18 protein-coding genes are annotated in these 20,201 nt (G+C 72.6%); 10 read left to right on the forward strand and 8 right to left on the reverse strand.

What is annotated here, in order from left to right; all coding sequences use genetic code 11:
* Positions 1-53: 53 nt before the first annotated feature.
* The 4 genes from iolD to iolC form a co-directional block, all read right to left on the reverse strand.
* Positions 54-1,937: a 3D-(3,5/4)-trihydroxycyclohexane-1,2-dione acylhydrolase (decyclizing) gene (gene iolD / locus ACWC91_RS07715; protein ID WP_450642311.1), complete on the reverse strand. Its 1,884-nt coding sequence runs from the start codon at positions 1,935-1,937 to the stop codon at positions 54-56.
* Between the two features lie 7 nt (positions 1,938-1,944).
* Positions 1,945-2,862 carry a 5-deoxy-glucuronate isomerase gene (iolB, locus tag ACWC91_RS07720; RefSeq protein WP_281156126.1) on the reverse strand — a complete coding sequence of 306 codons (918 nt, stop codon included), beginning with the start codon at positions 2,860-2,862 and terminating at the stop codon, positions 1,945-1,947.
* A 389-nt stretch (positions 2,863-3,251) separates the two neighbouring features.
* On the reverse strand, positions 3,252-4,130 hold the full coding sequence (locus ACWC91_RS07725) for a Cgl0159 family (beta/alpha)8-fold protein (protein ID WP_225080221.1): 879 nt from the start codon (positions 4,128-4,130) through the stop codon (positions 3,252-3,254).
* A 13-nt stretch (positions 4,131-4,143) separates the two neighbouring features.
* Positions 4,144-5,115 (reverse strand): 5-dehydro-2-deoxygluconokinase, encoded by a 972-nt coding sequence (gene iolC / locus ACWC91_RS07730; protein WP_281156125.1) that lies wholly within the window; start codon positions 5,113-5,115, stop codon positions 4,144-4,146.
* Between the two features lie 351 nt (positions 5,116-5,466).
* Between iolC and ACWC91_RS07735 the strand changes: the two genes are divergently transcribed.
* The 8 genes from ACWC91_RS07735 to nhaA all read left to right on the forward strand — a co-directional run bounded on the left by ACWC91_RS07735 (position 5,467) and on the right by nhaA (position 14,508).
* Positions 5,467-6,486, forward strand: a complete 1,020-nt coding sequence (locus ACWC91_RS07735) for a sugar ABC transporter substrate-binding protein (protein WP_450642309.1) — start codon at positions 5,467-5,469, stop codon at positions 6,484-6,486.
* 5 nt (positions 6,487-6,491) lie between these two features.
* Entirely contained in the window at positions 6,492-7,562 is a 1,071-nt protein-coding gene (locus ACWC91_RS07740) for an ABC transporter permease (RefSeq protein WP_172632779.1), read from the forward strand.
* 5 nt (positions 7,563-7,567) lie between these two features.
* Entirely contained in the window at positions 7,568-8,485 is a 918-nt protein-coding gene (locus ACWC91_RS07745; RefSeq protein ID WP_225080224.1) for an ATP-binding cassette domain-containing protein, read from the forward strand.
* 4 nt (positions 8,486-8,489) lie between these two features.
* Positions 8,490-9,392 carry a sugar phosphate isomerase/epimerase family protein gene (locus tag ACWC91_RS07750; protein WP_225080225.1) on the forward strand — a complete coding sequence of 301 codons (903 nt, stop codon included), beginning with the start codon at positions 8,490-8,492 and terminating at the stop codon, positions 9,390-9,392.
* Between the two features lie 21 nt (positions 9,393-9,413).
* On the forward strand, positions 9,414-10,433 hold the full coding sequence (locus ACWC91_RS07755) for a Gfo/Idh/MocA family protein (protein ID WP_225080226.1): 1,020 nt from the start codon (positions 9,414-9,416) through the stop codon (positions 10,431-10,433).
* A gap of 112 nt (positions 10,434-10,545) precedes the next feature.
* A complete protein-coding gene (locus ACWC91_RS07760; protein WP_225080227.1) occupies positions 10,546-11,151 on the forward strand; it encodes a GOLPH3/VPS74 family protein in 606 nt (201 codons plus the stop codon).
* A gap of 168 nt (positions 11,152-11,319) precedes the next feature.
* On the forward strand, positions 11,320-12,567 hold the full coding sequence (locus ACWC91_RS07765) for a serine hydrolase domain-containing protein (protein ID WP_225080228.1): 1,248 nt from the start codon (positions 11,320-11,322) through the stop codon (positions 12,565-12,567).
* A gap of 63 nt (positions 12,568-12,630) precedes the next feature.
* The gene (gene nhaA, locus ACWC91_RS07770) at positions 12,631-14,508 is read left to right on the forward strand and encodes a Na+/H+ antiporter NhaA (protein ID WP_225080229.1); all 1,878 of its coding nucleotides are present in this window, start codon (positions 12,631-12,633) and stop codon (positions 14,506-14,508) included.
* A gap of 77 nt (positions 14,509-14,585) precedes the next feature.
* Here the strand turns inward: nhaA and ACWC91_RS07775 are convergent, their stop codons facing one another.
* From ACWC91_RS07775 to ACWC91_RS07785, 3 genes are all read right to left on the reverse strand, one after another.
* Entirely contained in the window at positions 14,586-15,590 is a 1,005-nt protein-coding gene (locus ACWC91_RS07775; RefSeq protein ID WP_281156123.1) for a Gfo/Idh/MocA family protein, read from the reverse strand.
* A 73-nt stretch (positions 15,591-15,663) separates the two neighbouring features.
* Positions 15,664-16,464 (reverse strand): SDR family oxidoreductase, encoded by an 801-nt coding sequence (locus ACWC91_RS07780; protein ID WP_450642306.1) that lies wholly within the window; start codon positions 16,462-16,464, stop codon positions 15,664-15,666.
* Between the two features lie 8 nt (positions 16,465-16,472).
* Entirely contained in the window at positions 16,473-17,648 is a 1,176-nt protein-coding gene (locus ACWC91_RS07785; RefSeq protein WP_225080232.1) for a phytanoyl-CoA dioxygenase family protein, read from the reverse strand.
* Between the two features lie 243 nt (positions 17,649-17,891).
* Between ACWC91_RS07785 and ACWC91_RS07790 the strand changes: the two genes are divergently transcribed.
* A complete protein-coding gene (locus ACWC91_RS07790; RefSeq protein ID WP_225080233.1) occupies positions 17,892-18,926 on the forward strand; it encodes a LacI family DNA-binding transcriptional regulator in 1,035 nt (344 codons plus the stop codon).
* Positions 18,927-18,941: 15 nt separating this feature from the next.
* Here ACWC91_RS07790 and ACWC91_RS07795 read toward each other — a convergent pair whose 3' ends face one another.
* Entirely contained in the window at positions 18,942-19,286 is a 345-nt protein-coding gene (locus tag ACWC91_RS07795; RefSeq protein ID WP_225080234.1) for a cupin domain-containing protein, read from the reverse strand.
* A 173-nt stretch (positions 19,287-19,459) separates the two neighbouring features.
* Between ACWC91_RS07795 and ACWC91_RS07800 the strand changes: the two genes are divergently transcribed.
* Positions 19,460-20,110: a GntR family transcriptional regulator gene (locus ACWC91_RS07800; RefSeq protein ID WP_450642304.1), complete on the forward strand. Its 651-nt coding sequence runs from the start codon at positions 19,460-19,462 to the stop codon at positions 20,108-20,110.
* Positions 20,111-20,201: the final 91 nt, after the last annotated feature.

Below are 20,201 nucleotides of genomic sequence, written 5' to 3' on the forward strand. Positions count from 1 at the left end.
TTCGGGTCGGGTCGGGTGGGACACGGGCCGGAGCGGCCCCGGCCGGGGCGCGTTCACAGATGGCGGCGGCGGGCGGCCACCTCGCGGTCGTAGCGCGCGCGGGCCCGGACGGCGGGCTCACGGGAGGACACCTCGGCCACCGGCACGTCCCACCAGGCCTCGGCCGGGGGAGCGGCCGGGGCGGGACGCTCGACGTCGGTCTCGACGTACACGCACGTCGGCCGGTCGGAGGCGCGGGCCGCGCCGAACGCCCGGCGCAGCTCGCCTACCGTCTTGGCGCGCAGCACCTCCATGCCGAGGCTGGCGGCGTTGGCGGCGAGGTCCACGGGGAGGGGCGCGCCGGTGAAGGAGCCGTCGGCGGCGCGGTAGCGGTAGGCGGTGCCGTGGCGCTCGGCGCCCACCGACTCCGACAGGCCGCCGATGGAGGCGTACCCGTGGTTCTGGACCAGCACCACGTTGACGGGCAGGCCCTCCTGGACGGCGGTGACGATCTCCGTCGGCATCATCAGGTAGGTGCCGTCGCCGACCAGCGCCCACACCGGCGTGTCCGGCGCGGCCTGCTGCACGCCGATCGCGGCCGGGATCTCGTAGCCCATGCAGGAGTAGCCGTACTCCAGGTGGTACTGGCGCGGGGAGCGGGTCCGCCACAGTTTGTGCAGGTCACCGGGGAGTGAGCCGGCCGCGTTGATCACCACGTCGTCGTCGCCCACGACCGCGTCCAGTGCGCCCAGCACCTGGCTCTGGGTCGGTACGGCGCTGTCGTCGTCGGCGCGGAACGCCGCCTCGACCACCCGCTCCCAGCGCTCCTTGCCGGTGCGGTACCCGGCCTCGTACCCGGCGTCCACACGGTGCCCGGCCAGTGCCTCCCTGAGCGCCGTGAGGCCGGTCCGCGCGTCGCAGACGAGGGTGGTGGCCGCCAGCTTGTGGGCGTCGAACGCGGTGACGTTGAGGTTGACGAAACGGACCTCCGGGTTCTGGAAGAGCGTGCCGGAGGCCGTGGTGAAGTCGGTGTAGCGGGTGCCGACGCCGATGACCAGGTCCGCGCTGCGGGCCAGGTCGTCACTGACGGCCGTGCCGGTGTGGCCGATGCCGCCGAGGTCGGCCGGGTGGTCGTGCCGCAGCGAGCCCTTGCCCGCCTGGGTGGAGGCGACCGGGATGCCGGTGGCGTCGGCGAGCGCCTTCAGCGCGTCCTCGGCCCCGCTGTGGTGGACGCCGCCACCGGCGACGACCAGCGGACGCCGGGCGGCCCGCACGGCCCGTACCGCGTCGGCGAGTTCGGCCGGGTCCGGAGCGGGACGCCGTACCCGCCACACCCGCTCGGCGAAGAACTCCTCGGGCCAGTCGAAGGCCTCCGCCTGCACGTCCTGCGGCAGCGCGAGGGTGACCGCCCCGGTCTCGGCCGGGTCGGTGAGCACCCGCATGGCGTTCAGGGCGGAGGGGATCAGGGCCTCGGGACGGGTGATCCGGTCGAACCAGCGGGACACCGGGCGCAGGGTGTCGTTGACGGACACGTCCGCCTCGACGGGGTGCTCCAGTTGCTGGAGCAGCGGGTCGGCGGCGTGCGAGGCGAAGTAGTCGCCGGGGAGCAGGAGCACCGGGAGGCGGTTGATCGTGGCCAGGGCCGCGCCCGTGACGAGGTTGGTGGCGCCCGGTCCGATGGACGTCGTGACCGCCTGCGTGGACAGCCGGCCTTGCTGCCGGGCGTACCCGACCGCCGCGTGCACCATGGCCTGCTCGTTGCGGCCCTGGTGGTACGGCATGACGTCCTCGCCCGCCTCCATCAGCGCCTGTCCGAGACCGGCCACGTTGCCATGGCCGAAGATGCCCCAGGTGCCGGCGATCAGCCGGTGCCGTACGCCGTCCCGTTCGGTGTACTGGGCGGCGAGGAACCGCACCAGCGCCTGGGCGGCGGTGAGGCGGATCGTGGAGTGGCTCATCGTGACCTCACGGGGAAGGGGCGGTGTACAGGGGGAGGCGGGGGTCGACGGGCTGCTCGGGCCAGGTGTCGCGGATCCACGCGTGGTCGGGGTGGTCGCAGATCAGCCAGGCGCGCTCGGCGTCCGGTCCGGCCATGACGTTGAGGTAGTACATGTGGTGGCCGGGCACGGCCATCGACGGCCCGTGCCAGCCGTTGGGGATCAGGACCACGTCACCGCCGCGCACCTCGGCCAGCACGTCCGTCTCCCGGCCGGGACCGGACGGGGAGACCCGCTGGTAGCCGAGGCCGGGGGTCCCGTCGTGGGCGGCGAACTCGAAGTAGTAGATCTCCTCCAGGACCGACTCCTCGCCCGGCCGGTGCTCGTCGTGCTTGTGCGGCGGGAAGGAGGACCAGTTGCCGCCCGGGGTGATCACCTCCACGGCGATCAGCTTGTCGCACTCGAAACCCTGTCCGTCAGCGCCTCCGGCGGGGGCGGCCGCGCCGAAGTTGTTGACCTGGCGGGAGCAGTTCCCTGTGCCGCGCAGCTCCACCGGTACGCCGGACGCCGGACCGTAACGGGCGGGCAGGCGCCGGGCGCAGCGGGCGCCGGTGAGCGCGAACCGTCCGCCGCCGGTGGACGAGACGGTCGCGCGGGCGTCGCGGGGCACGTACGCGAAGTCGCTCACACCGCTGAACACGCTCTCGCGGCCGGCCAGTTGGAACGTGTCACTGCCGAAGTCGTCGTCGGCGGCGACCGTGCAGCCGCCGCTGAGCGGCAGCACGATCCACTCGCTGTCGCCGGTGGCGAAGGTGTGCGAGCCGCCGGGCGGCAGTTCCAGGACGCGCAGGCCGGCGTGGCCCCAGCCGGCGGACTCCGGGCTCACGTCCACGACGTAGGGGCCGCCGAGGGCCTTTCCGGCGGGGAGGTGGTACGGGCTGGTCACGAAATGCCTCCTTGTCGCGGCGGGACAACTGCGAATCACGGCGCATCACGGCTGGAGCACGGGCGTCACGGCCGGAGCGTGGGCGGGGCCGGGGGCGGACCCGGTCCGGAGCGCGGGCGGGGGCCGGGGCGGGCCCGGGGCAGAGCGTGGGCGGGGCCGGAGCAAGGCCCGGACCGGAGCATGGGCGAGGCCGGGGCAAGGCCCGGACCGGAGCATGGGCGAGGCCGCGGCGGGCCCGGAGCAGAGCGTGGGCGGGGCCGGGGCAAGGCCCGGACCGGAGCGTGGGCGAGGCCGCGGCGGGCCCGGGGCAGAGCGTGGGCGGGGGCCGGGGCGGGCCCGGGGCAGAGCGTGGGCGGGGCCGGGGCAAGGCCCGGACCGGAAGGGCCCGGTCACAGCAGGCTCACGGCCGTGTCGACCGCGCTCTCCACACTGCCCGCGGCCGGGTACAGCAGTGACCGGCCGACGACCATGCCCTGCACGGTGGGGAGTCTGAGGGCCTTGCTCCAGCGCTCGTAGGCGCCCTCCTGGTCGTCGCCGATCTCGCCGCCGAGCAGCACGGCCGGCAGCGTGGAGGTCCGCAGGACCTCGGCCATGTCGTCCGGGTTCTCGGTGACGGGCAGTTTCAGCCAGGTGTAGGCGGAGGTGCCGCCCAGGCCCGACGCTATGGCGATGGAGCGGGTGACGGCCTCGGCGGACAGGTCGTTGGCGACCCTGCCGCCGGCGCGGCGCGCGATGAACGGCTCGACGAAGACCGGCAGGCGCAGCTCCGCCATCTCGTCGACGGCCCGCGCGGTGGACTCCATCGTGGTGAGTGAGCCCGGGTCGTCGTAGTCGATGCGCAGCAGCAGCTTGCCCGCGTCGAAGCGGAGCCGGGCGATGTCGCGGGCGCGGTGCCCGGTGAAGCGGTCGTCCATCTCGAAGGCGGCGCCGGACAGGCCGCCGCGGTTCATCGAGCCCATGACGACCTTGCCGTCGAGCACCCCGAGGAGCAGCAGGTCCTCCAGGACGTCGGCGGTGGCGAGCACCCCGTCGACGCCGGGCCGCGACAGCGCGACGCAGAGACGTTCGAGCAGGTCGGCCCGGTTGGCCATGGCGAGTCTGCGGTCGCCGACCCCGAGCGCGCCGCGCGCGGGATGGTCGGCGGCCACGATCATCAGCCGGCCGCTGTCGCCGATCAGCGGGCGGCGCACCCGGCGCGCGGCCGCCTCCGCGACGGCCTCGGGGTGCCGGGCACGGACCGCGGTCAGGTCGGGGATGCTGAGGCTCAAGACGAGGCTCCGTTCAGGCAGTGGCTCGCGCGAGGAGGCCGTCGACCTCCGCACGGGTGGGCATCGCGGAGGAGCAGGCGAGGCGGGAGGCGACGAGGGCGCCGGCCGCGTTGGCGTACCGCATGGCCGTCGTCAGGTCCCAGCCGGACAGCAGGCCGTGGCAGAGCGAGCCGCCGAACGCGTCGCCCGCGCCGAGGCCGTTGACGACCTCGACGGGCACCGGGGGGACCTCGGCCCGGGTGCCGTCCCGGTGCACCGCGAGGACGCCCTTGGGGCCCTGTTTGACGACGGCCAGTTCCACACCGGCCGCCAGCAGCGCCTCGGCGCAGGCCTCGGGTTCGCGCACGCCGGTGGCGATCTCGCACTCGTCGACGTTGCCGACCGCCACGGTGGCGTGCCGCAGCGCCTCGGCGTAGTACGGGCGGGCCCGGGCGGGATCCGGCCAGAACATCGGGCGCCAGTCGAGGTCGAAGACGGTGGTGCCCGCCTTGTCGCGCGCGGCCAGGGCGGCGAGTGTGGCGGAGCGGCTCGGCTCCTCGCTCAGGCCGGTGCCGGTGATCCAGAAGATCCGGGCCGCGCGGATGGCGGAGAGGTCCAGCTCGTCGGTGTGGATCTCCAGGTCCGGGGCCTTGGGCCGGCGGTAGAAGTACAGGGGGAAGTCGTCCGGCGGGAAGATCTCGCAGAAGGTCACCGGGGTCGGGTACGCGGCGACCGGCGTGACCCAGCGGTCGTCGACGCCGAAGTCCTTCAGCGCCTCGTGCAGATACGTGCCGAACGGGTCGTCGCCGGTGCGGGTGATCACCGCGGTGGAGCGGCCGAGCCGGGCCGCGGCGACGGCCACGTTGGCCGCGGAACCGCCGAGGAACTTGCCGAAGGTCTCCACGCGGGCCAGGGGTACGCCGGACTGCAGGGGGTAGAGATCGACTCCGATGCGTCCCATGGTGATCAGGTCGAAGGACTGGGCGGACTCAGCGGGCTCTGCCATGCGCGACGCTCCTCGGGCTGGGCTGGGGTGCGGATCCCAGGGGGCCCCGCGACGGTGGGGACACGGATCCCGGGGCCTGCCGCCTCCCAGATGTAGGACGCGGACGGCCACGCTGTCAAGAGTTTGTACTTACATTCGGACTAGCTCGTGAACGGATGTCTTAACAAAGTATTGACAGCAGGCGCGCCAGGGGATTGGATCCGGTCCCAACGCACCAGCCGCGCAAGCGGCACGCGGCCCCGGATCCGTCCTTGCCGGCCCTGGGTCCCGGACCTCCCGATGCCCTACCCTCCCCCGAGTTTCCCGAGTTCTCCCCGAGCTTTCCCCGAACCACAGTGAGGTGCAGGAAAGATGGACCGCTCTTCTCGCCGCTCCCGCGGAGTCGCCCCCCTCGTGGCCGTGACCGCGGCGGCGGCCCTGGCCCTCGCCGGCTGTTCCAGCGGCTCGGGCGGAAAGAAGGCCGAGGAGGGCGGGGACGGCGGCGGCACCGCGGGCAAGGCCGGCACGCCCCGGATGACGGTCGCGCTGGTCACCCATCAGGCGCCCGGCGACACCTTCTGGGACATCGTCCGCAAGGGCGCCGAGGCGGCCGCCGCCAAGGACAACATCAAGCTGGTCTACTCCGCCGACCCCAACGCCGGCACCCAGGCCAACCTCGTCCAGAACGCCATCGACCAGAAGGTCGACGGCATCGCCGTCACCCTCGCCAAGCCGGACGCGATGCGGAGCGTGCTGGCCAAGGCCGAGCAGGCCGGCATACCCGTGGTCGGACTCAACTCCGGCCTGAACGACTGGAAGAAGCTCAACCTGCTGGAGTTCTTCGGGCAGGACGAGTCGGTGGCGGGCGAGGCGTTCGGCAAGAAGCTGAACGAGGTCGGCGCCAAGAAGGCCGTCTGCGTGATCCACGAGCAGGGCAACGTCGGCCTGACCCAGCGCTGCGACGGCGTGAAGAAGACCTTCCAGGGCTCGATCGAGAACCTCTACGTCAACGGCGCGGACATGCCGTCGGTGAAGTCGACCATCACCGCCAAGCTCAAGCAGGACGGCTCCGTCGACCACGTCGTCACCCTCGGCGCCCCCGTCGCGATGACCGCGGTGCAGTCGGTCGGCGACGCGGGCAGCAAGGCCCAGGTCGCCACCTTCGACCTCAACAAGGAGCTGGCCGGCGCCGTCAAGAAGGGCGACATCAAGTTCGCCGTCGACCAGCAGCCCTACCTCCAGGGCTACCTGGCCGTGGACGGTCTGTGGCTGTACAAGAACAACGGCAACTACAGCGGCGGCGGTGAGCAGCCGGTGCTCACCGGACCGGCCTTCGTCGACAAGTCCAACGTCGAGAAGATCGCGGGGTTCGCCGCGAAGGGCACCCGGTGAGCGACATGTCCCAGCAGGCCGCACCGGCGGTGAGCACACCGCCGGCTCCCGGCTCCCAGCAGACCGACGGCCGAACCGTACGGCGCCCGCTGGCGCTCAGGCTGCTGGCCCGCCCGGAGGTCGGGGTCTTCCTCGGCGCCGTCGCCGTGCTCGTGTTCTTCCTCGCCGTCGCGCCCTCGGTCCGCCAGGGCGGCTCCATGGCGACGGTCCTCTACCAGTCGTCGACCATCGGGATCATGGCACTGCCGGTGGCGCTGCTGATGATCGGCGGCGAGTTCGACCTCTCCGCCGGTGTCGCGGTGATCACCTCGGCGCTCACCGCGAGCATGCTCAGCTACCAGCTCACGATGAACGTGTGGGCGGGTGTGATCGTCGCCCTGGCGGTGTCGCTGGGGGTCGGCGCCTTCAACGGCTGGATGCTGGTGAAGACCGGCCTGCCGAGCTTCCTGGTCACCCTGGGCACCTTCCTGATCCTCCAGGGCGTCAACCTCGCGGTCACCAAACTGGTCACCGGCAACGTCGCCACCGACGACATCAGCGACATGGACGGCTTCGAGCAGGCGAAGGCCGTCTTCGCCTCGTCCTTCGACGTCGGCGGTGTCGAGGTGAAGATCACTGTGGTGTGGTGGCTGGTCTTCGCCGCACTGGCCACCTGGGTCCTGCTGCGCACCAAGTACGGCAACTGGATCTTCGCGGTCGGCGGCAACAAGGACAGCGCCCGCGCGGTCGGCGTGCCCGTCACCTTCACCAAGATCACACTGTTCATGCTGGTCGGCTTCGGCGCCTGGTTCGCGGGCATGCACCAGCTGTTCTCGTTCAACACCGTGCAGTCCGGCGAGGGCGTCGGTCAGGAGCTCATCTACATCGCCGCCGCCGTGATCGGCGGCTGCCTGCTCACCGGCGGCTACGGCTCCGCCATCGGCCCCGTCTTCGGCGCCTTCATGTTCGGCATGGTGAACCAGGGCATCGTCTACGCGGGCTGGAACCCCGACTGGTTCAAGGCCTTCCTCGGCGTGATGCTGCTCGGCGCCGTCCTCATCAATCTGTGGGTCCGGCGCACGGCGACCCGGAGGTGACCGACATGACGACCGACAAGGCGGCGGCCCACGGAGCCGTCCTCCCCGACACCCCGCCCGCGCACGACGGGCCCGTCGTCGAGCTGCGCGGCGCCGGCAAGTCCTACGGCAACATCCGCGCCCTGCACGGCGTCGACCTCGCCGTCCACCCGGGGCACGTGACCTGCGTGCTCGGCGACAACGGCGCCGGCAAGTCCACCCTCATCAAGATCATCTCGGGGCTGCACCGGCACACCGAGGGCGAGTTCCTCGTCGACGGCGAACCGGTGCGCTTCTCCAGCCCGCGCGACGCCCTCGCCAAGGGCATCGCCACCGTCTACCAGGACCTCGCGACCGTCCCGCTCATGCCGGTGTGGCGGAACTTCTTCCTCGGCTCGGAGATGACCAAGGGCCCCTGGCCCGTCCGCCGCCTCGACATCGCCCGGATGAAGCGGACCGCGGACGAGGAACTGCGCAACATGGGCATCGTCCTGGACGACCTGGAACAGCCCATCGGCACCCTCTCCGGCGGCCAGCGCCAGTGCGTCGCCATCGCCCGCGCCGTCCACTTCGGCGCCCGCGTCCTCATCCTCGACGAGCCCACCGCCGCCCTCGGCGTCAAGCAGTCCGGTGTGGTCCTCAAGTACATCGCCGCCGCCCGCGACCGCGGCCTCGGCGTCATCTTCATCACCCACAACCCCCACCACGCCTACATGGTCGGCGACCACTTCAGCGTGCTGCGCCTCGGCACCCTCGAACTCAGCGCCGGCCGCAGCGACGTCGGCTTGGAGGAGCTGACCCACCACATGGCCGGCGGCACCGAACTCGCCGCCCTCAAGCACGAGTTGTCGCAGGTCCGCGGTGTCGACACCGAGGAGCTCCCGGAGGCGGAGGACCTCGCCGCGCCCACCGCGCCCGCACCGGCACCCACCGAAGGGAACTGATGACATGGCCCCCGTGCTGGACCGCATCCGGGTCGGCTCCGCCCCCGACTCCTGGGGTGTCTGGTTCCCCGACGACCCCGCGCAGGTGCCCTGGGAACGCTTCCTCGACGAGGTGGCCGAGGCCGGCTACTCCTGGATCGAACTCGGCCCCTACGGCTATCTGCCGACCGACCCGGCCCGCCTCACCGACGAGGTGGCCAAGCGGAACCTCAAGGTCTCGGCGGGGACCGTCTTCACCGGCCTGCACCGCGGCCCGTCGGTGTGGGAGTCCACCTGGGAACACGTCAGCCAGGTCGCCGAACTGACCCGGGCCATGGGCGCGCGCCACCTCGTCGTCATCCCCTCCTTCTGGCGCGACGACAAGACCGCGGAGATCCTGGAGCAGCCGGAGCTGACCGGCGAGCAGTGGGCGCACCTGACCCAGGGCATGGAACGGCTCGGCCACCAGGTCAGGGAGACGTACGGCCTCGACATCGTCGTCCACCCCCACGCCGACACCCACATCGACACCGAGGCCCACGTGGAGCGCTTCCTCGACTCCACCGACTCCGGTCTCGTCAACCTCTGCCTGGACACCGGGCACTACGCCTACTGCGGCGGCGACAGCGTCAAGCTGATCGAGACGTACGGCGAACGCATCGGCTACCTGCACCTCAAGCAGGTCGACCCGGAGATCCTCGCCGAGGTGGTGGCGCACGAGGTCCCCTTCGGGCCGGCGGTCCAGCGGGGCGTCATGTGCGAGCCGCCGGCCGGAGTACCGGCGCTGGAACCGGTCCTGACGGCCGCACAGGGACTCGGCGTGGACCTCTTCGCGATCGTCGAGCAGGACATGTACCCGTGCGAACCGGACAAGCCGCTGCCCATCGCGGTGCGCACACGCAGGTTCCTGAAGTCCTGCGGTGCCTGACCCCGCCGAGGAAGGACGACGATGGCCCGGTCATCGACGCTGAACGTCGCCGTCATCGGTGTGGGCCGGATGGGCGCCGACCATGTGCGAAGGATCCAGGAGGTCGTCAGCGGGGCCCGGGTCAGCGCCGTCGTGGACGCCGACGCGGAACGCGCCTCGGCCGTCGCGGCCCGCGCCGGCGGCTGCGCCGCGTACACCGACCCGGCCGCCGCGCTGGCCGCGGCCGACGTCGACGCGGTGCTCGTGGCCTCCTCGAGCCCGGCCCACGAGGCGGCACTGCTCGCCGCGCTCGCCCACGACCTGCCCGTCCTGTGCGAGAAACCCCTCACCCCGGACCCGGCCTCCGCCCTGCGCGTGCTCGAAGCCGAGCAGCGGCTCGGCCGGCGGCGCATCCAGGTGGGCTTCATGCGGCGCTACGACCCGGAATACCTCCGGCTCGAACAGCTCCTGCGGACCGGCCGGCTGGGCCGCCCGCTGCTGCTGCACCACCGCCACCGCAACGTGGCCTCCCCGCCCGGCTGGGCCGGCGAGCTGCTCATCAGCGACTCGCTCGTGCACGAGATGGACGTGACCCGCTGGCTGCTCGGCCAGGAGATCACTGCGGTGACGGTCCTGCGCCCCACCCCGTCCCGCGACGCCCCCGACGGCATCCAGGACCCGCAGTTCGTCGTCTTCGAGACGGACGGCGGCGTCATCGCCGACGCGGAGATCTTCGTCAACTGCGGCTTCGGCTACCAGGTCCAGGCCGAGGCCGTCTGCGAGCGCGGCACGGCCCGCGTCGGCGACGGCCACGCCATGGTCACCCAGACGGCGGGCCGCTGGGGCGGCACCATCGCCCAGGACTACCTCGAACGCTTCGAAGACGCCTACGACCGCGAGCTGCGCGCCTGGATCGACTCCGTCCGCCACGGCACGGCCACGGGTCCCACCGCCTGGGACGGCTACGCCGCGGCCGCGGTCAGCGCGGCGGGCGTCCGGTCCCTGACCGAGGGCGGCCGGGTGGAGGTGGAGCTGCCGGAACGCCCGGCACTGTACGGATGACACCCGCCGCGCGCCTCGCCCGCCGCGCTACAGTCGGGGCGTACGCGAAGAACCGAACGCCGCGTCCGGCCGCCGGTGCGCAGTGGCGGGCAACTCCTCGACGGGGAGCGTGATGAGCACAGCGCGTGACCTGATGATCGTCGCCCTGGACCTGGAACCCGGCCGGTCGCTGGAGCGCGGGGACCTCTCCCTGGCGCTGGCCGGCGCCGAGGCGTACGACCTGCTGCGGGCCGAGGTGCTGGAGCTGGTCGCCGACCGGATCGTGCCGCGGCCCCTGCCGGAGCTCGACGACCGGCTGCTGGACGAGGCCGCCTCCTCGCTGGTGCGCCAGGTGCCGTACGAAACCCTGGAGGACTGGCTCTGGCGGCGCGGGCGCGGCCTGGCCCGGGCCTATCTGACCGCACTGGAACAGGAGGGCCAGGTCACCTGGGAACGCAGCCGCTGGCTGCCCTTCCGGGGCGGCCGCTCGGTCCTCAGCGACACCGAGGCGCGGCGCCGCGCGGGCTACCGCTGGGCGGCCGACGAACCGGTGCTGCTCACCCTCGCCGCGGCCGTCGGGATCCGCGAAGAGATGGCCGCGGCCGAGTCGGGCGTCACCGACGACGCGGTCCTCACCGTCCTCGCGGTCGTCCATGACGCGGTGATGGAACTGGAGGCCGTCCGCCAGCGCCGGGCCATCGAGGACGCGGCCTTCGCCAACGTATGGCGGGGCGCGTAGCCGTCGCCGACAGGCGGTGCCGCGGGGGCGCTCCTAAGCTGAAGTGCGGCGCGGGTCATCGCCCGCGCGATTCCGTCGGTGTGCGCCGACGGAATCGCGCGGCGGTCCCTCGTCCCCTGCTCGTCCGGGACGGCCGCGGGCTCGTTCCCACGCGCTTGGAGCCGGCGCATGACCCACGCGTGTCCACGACTGCGACGGGGAGTCGTCACCGCGACCGCCGTCGGAATCCTCGTGGTGCCGCCCACCGGCGGGATCGCCTCCGCCGGACCCGCCAACCGCCCCGGCGCCGTCACCGCCACCGCGCCTTCGGGGCTGTCCCCGACCGGAGTGCGGAGACTGAGTCCCGACGTGGTCCGGCAGCTCGACCAGGCCGTGCTGCGCGTCATGCGGCAGGCGGGCGTGCCCGGGGTGACCGTGGGGCTGTGGACACCGGACCAGGGCCAGTACGTCAAGTCCTTCGGCGTCGCCGACAAGAGCACCGGGCGGAAGATGTCGCCCGACCTGTACATGCGGATCGGCAGCGAGACCAAGACCTTCACCGTGACGGCGCTGCTGCACCTGGTGGACCGGCACAAGGTGGGCCTGGACGACCCCGTCGGCAAGTACGTCGCCGGTGTGCCGAACGGGGACGGGATCACCCTGCGGCAGCTCGCCGGGATGCGCAGCGGACTGCCCGACTACACGGCCGACGCGGGCTTCCGCAAGGCGCTGACCTCGGATCCGCGCCGGCCCTTCACCCCGAAGCAGCTGCTCGCCCACGCCTTCAAGCACCCCGTGCTCTTCCCGCCGGGCCGGAAGTTCGACTACAGCAACACCAACCTCATCCTGCTGGGCCTGGTCGTCCAGAAGGCGAGCGGCCGGACGCTCGCGGACTACATCGGCACCCATGTGCTGCGGCCGGCCGGACTCGATCAGACCTTCTCCCCGGCCGGGGCGCGGTTCCCCCGGCCGCACGCGCACGGCTACACGAAACAGACGGCGAACGGCGAGGTGCGGGACGCGGCCGACTGGAACCCCTCCTGGGCCTGGGCGGCCGGAGCGATGGTCTCCAACCTCGACGACCTGCGCGTATGGGCGCGCACCGTCGCCACGGGCGTCCTGCCCGACGGCACCAGGCTCATCAGCCCCGCCTCCCAGAGGCAGCGGCTCACCACACCCCCGACCTCGGTCCCCGGCGCCGGATACGGCCTCGGCGTCTTCGACGTGCGGGGCTGGATCGGCCACAACGGCTCGCTGCCGGGCTACGAGTCCCTCACGGTCTACCTCCCCCCGGCGCGGACGACTCTCGTCGTCCTGCTGAACAGCGACATCGACGACAAGGGGACGGAGCCCAGCACCCTGCTCGGCGAGGCGATCACGAAGATCGTCACCCCGGAGCACGTCTTCGACCTGCCGGCCCGGGCAGCCGCCCGGTGACCGGCCCCTCCATGGACTGACGACGTGTCCCGGGCCCCGACCACACTTCCGGAACAGCCGCCCATGAGCGGGCAGACCGCCTGCGGCGCCGGCGCGTACGGCCCGCTGCGCACCTTCCTGCGCACCGAGACCGGCAGCGCCGCCGTGCTGCTCGCCGCCGCCGTCGCCGCGATGGTGTGGGCCAACGTCTCGCCCGGAACCTACGAGTCGTTCTGGCGCACCCACGTGTCGTTCATGGTCGGTTCGACCGGGGTCTCCCTGGGACTGCGGGAGTGGATCAACAGCGGGCTGATGGCGCTGTTCTTCTTCGTCGTCGGCCTGGAAGCCCGCCGGGAGTTCGATATCGGCGAGCTGAGAGAGCGCAGACGGCTCGCGCTCTCGGCGATCGCCGGGATCAGCGGCATGGCCGTACCCGTGGCGATCTACCTGGCCGTCAACGCGGGCCACGCCACCGCCCGGGGATGGGGCGCGGCCATGTCCACCGACACGGCGTTCGCGCTCGGCATCCTCGCCGTCTTCGGCTCCAGGCTGCCGGGCGGCCTGCGCGTCTTCCTGCTCGGCGTCACGGTCGCCGACGACTTCCTCGCACTGGCCGTCATCGCCTTCGCCTACAGCGGGACCCTCTACGTGCCCGCCCTGGTCACCGCGTTCGGCGTCCTCGCCGTGCTGATCGCGCTGCGCGTGGCCGGCGTACGGATCTCCGTCGTGTACGCGCTCGTGGCCCTGGTCCTGTGGGGCGCGCTGCTGCGCTCCGGCGTCGACCCGGTGGTCAGCGGACTGGTCATGGGCCTGCTCACCTACGCCCACCCGGCCCAGCGGCACGCCCTGGAACGCGCCAGCCGGCTCTTCCGGCGCTTTCGCGAGCAGCCCACACCCGAGCTGGAACGCACCCTGCGCCGGGGCCTGGCCACCGCGCTGTCGCCCAACGAGCGGCTTCAGCGCATGCTCCACCCCTGGACCAGCTATCTCATCGTGCCGCTGTTCGCGCTGGCCAACGCCGGTCTCCCGCTCGGCGCGGCCCGGCTCGCGGACGCCTTCACCTCACCCGTCACCGTCGGCATCCTGCTCGGCTACGTCGTCGGCAAGCCGATCGGCATCGTCGGCTCCACCTGGCTCGCCGTGCGGCTGAGCCGCGGCCGGCTGCGCCCGCCGATCGGCTGGGGCGCCATCACCGCGGGCGGCGGCCTGGCCGGGGTGGGCTTCACCGTGTCCCTGCTGATCGCCACCCTCGCCTTCCGCGGGACGCGGCTGGAGGAGGCGAAGATCGGCATCCTGGCGACCGTCCTGTGCTCCTTCGCCGTCACCTGGCTGGTGACCGGGCTCCTCTCCCTGCTGTCCCCGCGCCGTCGCGCCCGCGCGCTGCTCGGCCGGGGCCGGGTCATCGTCGACCTCGGCGAGCCCGTCGACCCCGAGCGCGACCACGTCCGCGGGCCGCTCGACGCCCCGGTGACCCTGGTCGAGTACGGCGACTACGAGTGCCCGTACTGCGGGCTCGCCGAGCCGGTCGTGCGGGAGCTGCTCGCCGACTTCGGCGACGACGTGCGCTACGTCTGGCGGCACCTGCCGCTGACCGACGTCCACCCGAACGCGCAGCTCGCCGCCGAGGCCGCGGAGGGCGCCGCCCGGCAGGGCCGCTTCTGGGAGCTGCACGACGTCCTGATCAGCCACCAGGGCGACCTGAGCCCCAGGGACCTGCTGCGCTACGCCGAGCAGATCGGCCTCGACGTGGACCGCTTCCGCCGGGACCTGCGGGAGCGGACGGGCGCGCAGCGGGTGGCCGACGACGTGGAGTCGGCCGACCTCAGCGCCGTCTCCGGCACCCCGACCTTCTTCGTCAACGGCCGCCGCCACCACGGCGCCTACGACATCGCCACCCTCTCGACAACGGTCCGCACGGCCCGCGAACGCGCCGCACTCGCGGGGGCGGGCCCGCCCACCTGACCACGCGGCCCGCAGCGGGCCGCATGGTCGGGTCACGTGGACCGCGGGGTCGGTCACACGGGTCTCGTCCCGGTGGGTCAGACGGTTCGTACCTCATCGATGCGGACCGGGCGGTGTTCGTGGCGGGACAGGGTGCAGGCCTCGGCGATCCAGCCGGCCTCCAGGGCGTCGGCGACCGTGCACGGGGAGGGCAGCCGGCCGGCCACGACCTCGGTGAACGCGGTGAGTTCGGCGCGGTAGGCGGCGGTGAAGCGGTCCATGAAGAAATCGTGCGGAGTGCCGGCGGGGAAGGACACCCCGGGTTCGACGGAGCGCAGCGGCAGTTTCTCGTCGAGACCGACGGCGATCGAGTCCTCGAAGCCGTGCAGCTCCATGCGGACGTCGTAACCGCGGGCGTTGTGGCGGCTGTTGGAGACCACCGCGATCGTTCCGTCGTCCAGGGTGAGCACCGCCCCCGTGGTGTCGGCGTCGCCCGCCTCCCTGATGTAGTCGGCGCCCCGGTTGCCGCCGACGGCGTACACCTCGGTCACCTCCCGCCCGGTCACCCAGCGGATGATGTCGAAGTCGTGCACCGAGCAGTCCCGGAAGATCCCGCCGGAGGCGGCGATGTACGCGGCCGGCGGCGGCGCCGGGTCGAGCGTGGTGGACCGCACGGTGTGCAGCCTGCCCAGCTCGCCCGCCCGCACGGCGGCCCGGGCGGCGGCGAAACCGGCGTCGAAGCGGCGGTTGTAGCCGATCTGCACGGGCACACCGCTGCCCTGGACCGCCTTGAGGACCTCGACGCCCTCCGCCATGGTGCGGGCCACCGGCTTCTCGCAGAAGACGGGGACACCGGCGTCGACGGCGGCGAGGATCAGCGCCGGGTGGGCGTCGGTCGCGGCGGCCACGACGACACCGTCCACCCCGGCGGCCAGTACCGCCTCGGCCGAGTCGGCCACCTCCGCCCCGAACCGCTCGGCGGCGGTCTTGGCGGCGTCCGTGAACGGGTCGGCGAGGACGAGCGACTCGACCGTGTCGAGTCCGGAGAGGGTCTCGGCGTGGAAGGCGCCGATCCGGCCGAGGCCGAGGATTCCGATGCGCATGGGGGCTGATGCTCCTTCGGTGCGTGGGTCGTGCGTGGGGGGTGCGTGGTCGCGCGAGTGGTGCGGCAGTACGTCAGTCCAGTCCGCCCAGCACGTTCTGGTCCCAGTCGATCACGGATCCGGTGACCACGCCGGACCGCTCGGACAGCAGCAGGACCACGAAGTCGGCGATCTCGTCGGGCCGGCCGAGCCTGCCCATCGGCAGCCGCTCTCCGGCCCGCTCCCGCCAGTCGTCACCGGCGCCGTGGAAGGCACGCTGGGTGGCGTCCTCGCCCTCGGTCGCGGTCCAGCCGATGTTCAGGCCGTTGATCCGCACCCGGTCGAAGCGGTGGGCGTGCGCGGCGTTGCGGGTGAGCCCGGCCAGGCCGGCCTTGGCGGCGACGTACGGCGCAAGGAACGGCTGTCCGCCGTGCGCCGAGGACGTGATGATGTTGACGACCGTGCCCGGTGCCCCGCGGGCCACCATGTCGGCCACCGCCGCCTGCATCGCGAAGAACGGCCCCTTGAGGTTGACCGCGATGTGCGCGTCGAACAGCTCGGGCGTGGTGTCGAGGAGCGTGCCGCGCGAGGTCAGCCCCGCGGAGTTCACCAGGCAGTCGATCCGCCCGTACGCGGAGACCACCCGCGCCACCGACCCCTTGGCCTGCTCCGCGTCGGCCAGGTCGGCCCGGACGAACATCGCCTTGCCCCCGCAGGCCGTCAGCTCCGCCACCAGGTCCTCGCCCGGCCCGGTCCGCCGCCCGGTCACGGCGACCACGGCGCCCTCACGGACGGCGGCCCGCGCGATCGCGGCCCCCACGCCCTGGCTGCCGCCGTTGACGAGGACGACCTTGCCGTGCAGCAGGCCGTTCGTGGATCCGTCGACAAGTCCCATGACCCTCCTCAGCTCTCGCGTCGCCCGGCGGCGGCCCGCAGCTCCGCGCGGAGCGCGTCCGGTGTCCACTCCTCGCGCACCGCCCGCCGTACGAGGTCCGCCTGCGAGGGCGGGGCCAGACCGCCGACCGGCGGATCGCTGTCGAGGTTGGTGGGGAACGGGTAGCCCTCGGCGCTCGCGGCGACGACGCGGTCCAGCCATGCGGCGTCGGCACCCTCCGCCTTGCGCTTGAGCAGCACCGGGAAGACGGCGCCCGCGACGGCCTCGCGGTCCACGGTCTCCATCGCCCGCCCGAAGGCGGAGGAGACCTGGAGCAGGTTGGCCATGCGCCGGACGTCCGCCGACCGGTTCGTCCCGGCGGCGTGGAAGAGCGCCGGGTTGAAGAAGACGGCGTCCCCCTTGGCCAGCGGCAGTTGCACGTGGTGGTCCTCGAAGTAGGCCTGGAACGCGGGCAGTCGCCAGGCGAGGTATCCCGGCTCGTACCGCTGCGAGTACGGCAGGTACATCGTCGGACCGGACTCCACGGGCATGTCGCAGTGCGCGACCGCGCCCTGGAGGGTCAGCACGGGGGAGAGCCGGTGGACGTGCGCCGGGTAGGCGGCGGCGACCTCGTTGGCCAGGAATCCCAGGTGGTAGTCGCGGTGCGCGGTCTGGGCCGCGCCGCCCGGATTGACCACGTTGATCTGCGAGGTGACCTGGTAGCCGGGGCCCAGCCAGGCCTCACAGACCAGCGCCAGGACGTCGTTCGCGTAGTAGTCGGCGAACGTCTCCGGGTCGTGCAGCGCCGCCTTCTCCAGGGCGTTCCACACCCGGTCGTTGGCGCCCGGCTTGGCGAAGTGGTCCCCGGCGCCCGCGCCCGAGGCGCGTTGCTCGGCGATCAGGGCGCGGAAGACGGCGGTGGCCCGGTCGACCACCGCGGTGTCGGGGAAGGCGCCCCGGAACACCACGATGCCGGGGCCCTCGTCCAGGGCGTGGACCAGTTCGGCCCGCAGGGCGTCGCGGGCGGCGGGGTCGGCGGGCCCGCGGAGCCGCTCGGCGTCGTAGACGAGGACGTCGTGGTCCACCGACGAGGCGTGCGGGTAGTCGGCGGCACCGGTCGCCCGCTCGACGAGCGCGCGGAAGGAGTCGAGGTCGCAGTCCTGCTCGGACAGCCGGACGCGGCGGTGTACGGGGGTGGAGGACATCGTCGTCCTTTCGGTCGTCGGGCGACGCGGCCGAGGGAACGGTCGTCGGGCGGGCTCGGTGACGGGGACGGTCATGGGTGGACTCGGGGAGGGTGACGGGCGGACTCGGTCACGGGGACGGTCGTCGGCGGACCCGGCCACGAGGGCCGTCGCGTCCTGCCATTCTTGTCAGTACAAACACCTCGAACAACCAGCAGCGAGCCATCAAAAACCCCTCAGGGAACCTCCCAAGGAGCCTGCCGCATGGGCCACCCCTTCCCGATCCGCGAGATAGCACGTCAGGCAGGGCTGAGCGAGGCCACCGTCGACCGGGTGCTCAACGGCCGCGGCGGGGTGCGGGAGAGCACCGCGCGGGAGGTGCACCGGGCCATCGCCGACCTCGACCGGCAGCGCACCCAGGTCCGGTTGGTGGGCCGCACCTTCATGGTCGACATCGTGATGCAGGCGCCCGAGCGGTTCAGCACCGCCGTACGGGCCGCCCTGGAGGCCGAACTGCCGTCCCTGCACCCGGCCGTGGTGCGTTCCCGCTTCCACTTCCGCGAGACCGGTCCGGTGCGCGAGCAGACCGCCGTACTCGACCGGATCGCGCGGCGCGGCTCGCAGGGCGTGATCCTCAAGGCCCCGGACGTCCCCGAGGTCACCGCGGCGGTCGGCCGGCTGGTGGCGGCCGGCATCCCGGTCGTCACCCTGGTCACCGACCTGCCCGCCAGCGCCCGGCTCGGCTACGTCGGCAGCGACAACCGGGCGGCGGGTGCGACGGCCGCGTACCTGATGGGCCAGTGGCTGGGCAACCGGCCCGGCAATGTGCTCACCAGCCTCAGCAGCGGCTTCTTCCGCAACGAGGAGGAACGCGAGATGGGCTTCCGCGGCGCCATGCGCGCCCGCCACCCCGGGCGGGCGCTGGTGGAGATCGCCGAGGGGCAGGGCCTGGACGCCACCCAGTACGACCTCGTGCGGGCCGCCCTGGAGCGCGACCCGGAGATCCGCGCGGTCTACTCGATCGGCGGCGGCAACATCGCCACCCTGCGGGCCTTCGCGGACCTCGGCCGCGAGTGCGAGGTGTTCATCGCGCACGACCTCGACCAGGACAACACCCGCCTGCTGCGCGAGCACCGCCTGTCCGCCGTGCTCCACCACGACCTGCGGCAGGACATGCGGGAGGCCTGCCACCTGGTGATGCGGGCCCACGGCGCCCTGCCGCCCGCGGGACCGACGCTTCCGTCGGCGATCCAGGTGGTGACCCCGTACAACATGCCGCCGCACCCGGTGGCCGGCTGAACCCCGCGACGTGCCTCACAGGTTGATCGCGTACGCCTTGCGCAGCGTCTCGTGCACCGTCCACGTCGTGCGGTCGCCCTCGCGCAGCACCGCCATGTCGCCGGGGCCGACGTGCAGGGTCGTCCCGCCCTCGACCTCGATGGTCGCCGAGCCGCTGATCACCACGAACAACTCGTCCGCCTCGACGTCGGTGACGACCCCGGGGGTGATCTGCCAGATCCCGCGGATCTGCCGGCCGTCGGCCGACTCCCAGACCACCTTGCCGGTCACCTCGGGCGTCCCGGAGACGATCTGCTCGGGTTCGAGCGGCTCGGGCACGAGGTCGGCGTCGGGAACATGCAGAACGAAACTGTGCGTCATGCCGTGACCCTAGCCGGGGCGGACGGCACGGGAACGTTGACAGAGTGTGGGGGATCGGCCCCGGCCCAAGGACAGTTCGTCGCTTCCTGCGGGAAGCATATGACCAACAAAATTGTTGACAATCTTGTCTCGCTAGATTTAGGTTCGACACGCACTCACTCAGGGAGGGCACGATGCCGAACCAAGCCCGTCCGAGCAGCGGGGAGCAGGCCAAGCAGCATGCGCTCACGCGGCTGCGGCAGGCGATCCTGCACGGCGAGATGGCACCGGCTCAGCGGCTGGTGGAGAACGAACTCGCCGAGCAGTTCGGTGTGACACGGGCCAGCATCCGCGCGGCGCTGATCGATCTGGAGGCTCAGGGCCTGGTCGAGCGGATCCGCAACCGGGGTTCGCGGGTACGGGTGGTGACCGTGGAGGAAGCGGTCGCCATCACCGAGTGCCGCATGGTCCTCGAAGGGCTGTGCGCGGCCAAGGCGGCCGTCGCGGCGAGCGACGAGCAGCTGGCCGAACTCGTGGACCTCGGCGCGGCGATGGAGAGGGCCGTGAAGGAGGGCGAGCCGGTCACCTACTCCGACCTCAACCACGAACTGCACGCCCGGATCCGGGAGTTCTCCGGCCAGCGCACGGCCGTGGAACTGCTGGAACGGCTCAACGCCCAACTGGTGCGGCACCGCTTTCAGCTGGCGCTGCGGCCGGGACGTCCACAGCAGTCCCTGAGCGAGCACCTGGCCATGATCGAGGCGATCGGGGCCAGGGACCCGCAGGCGGCCGAGGCAGCCGTCCGCGCCCACCTCACCAGCGTGATCGACGCGTTGCGCGACTGACGCGTCGCCCGGCAGGGAGGTCGCGCGACCGTGCGTCGCGCGTACGGCGGCGAGCCGTGGGCGCACACCTGTCCACCAAGGCACGGAGTAT

The sequence above is a fragment of the Streptomyces sp. NPDC001204 genome (assembly GCF_053598035.1).

What these genes read in the sequence shown, in the direction of transcription:
- iolD (WP_450642311.1), bottom strand. Translation starts at nt 1,937, where the DNA reads ATGAGCCACTCCACGATCCGCCTCACCGCCGCCCAGGCGCTGGTGCGG.
- ACWC91_RS07765 (WP_225080228.1), top strand. Translation starts at nt 11,320, where the DNA reads ATGACCCACGCGTGTCCACGACTGCGACGGGGAGTCGTCACCGCGACC.
- ACWC91_RS07780 (WP_450642306.1), bottom strand. Translation starts at nt 16,464, where the DNA reads ATGGGACTTGTCGACGGATCCACGAACGGCCTGCTGCACGGCAAGGTC.
- ACWC91_RS07745 (WP_225080224.1), top strand. Translation starts at nt 7,568, where the DNA reads ATGACGACCGACAAGGCGGCGGCCCACGGAGCCGTCCTCCCCGACACC.
- ACWC91_RS07750 (WP_225080225.1), top strand. Translation starts at nt 8,490, where the DNA reads ATGGCCCCCGTGCTGGACCGCATCCGGGTCGGCTCCGCCCCCGACTCC.
- ACWC91_RS07795 (WP_225080234.1), bottom strand. Translation starts at nt 19,286, where the DNA reads ATGACGCACAGTTTCGTTCTGCATGTTCCCGACGCCGACCTCGTGCCC.
- ACWC91_RS07785 (WP_225080232.1), bottom strand. Translation starts at nt 17,648, where the DNA reads ATGTCCTCCACCCCCGTACACCGCCGCGTCCGGCTGTCCGAGCAGGAC.
- ACWC91_RS07755 (WP_225080226.1), top strand. Translation starts at nt 9,414, where the DNA reads ATGGCCCGGTCATCGACGCTGAACGTCGCCGTCATCGGTGTGGGCCGG.
- ACWC91_RS07800 (WP_450642304.1), top strand. Translation starts at nt 19,460, where the DNA reads ATGCCGAACCAAGCCCGTCCGAGCAGCGGGGAGCAGGCCAAGCAGCAT.
- iolC (WP_281156125.1), bottom strand. Translation starts at nt 5,115, where the DNA reads ATGGCAGAGCCCGCTGAGTCCGCCCAGTCCTTCGACCTGATCACCATG.
- ACWC91_RS07760 (WP_225080227.1), top strand. Translation starts at nt 10,546, where the DNA reads ATGAGCACAGCGCGTGACCTGATGATCGTCGCCCTGGACCTGGAACCC.
- ACWC91_RS07740 (WP_172632779.1), top strand. Translation starts at nt 6,492, where the DNA reads ATGTCCCAGCAGGCCGCACCGGCGGTGAGCACACCGCCGGCTCCCGGC.
- nhaA (WP_225080229.1), top strand. Translation starts at nt 12,631, where the DNA reads ATGAGCGGGCAGACCGCCTGCGGCGCCGGCGCGTACGGCCCGCTGCGC.
- ACWC91_RS07790 (WP_225080233.1), top strand. Translation starts at nt 17,892, where the DNA reads ATGGGCCACCCCTTCCCGATCCGCGAGATAGCACGTCAGGCAGGGCTG.
- ACWC91_RS07775 (WP_281156123.1), bottom strand. Translation starts at nt 15,590, where the DNA reads ATGCGCATCGGAATCCTCGGCCTCGGCCGGATCGGCGCCTTCCACGCC.
- ACWC91_RS07735 (WP_450642309.1), top strand. Translation starts at nt 5,467, where the DNA reads ATGGACCGCTCTTCTCGCCGCTCCCGCGGAGTCGCCCCCCTCGTGGCC.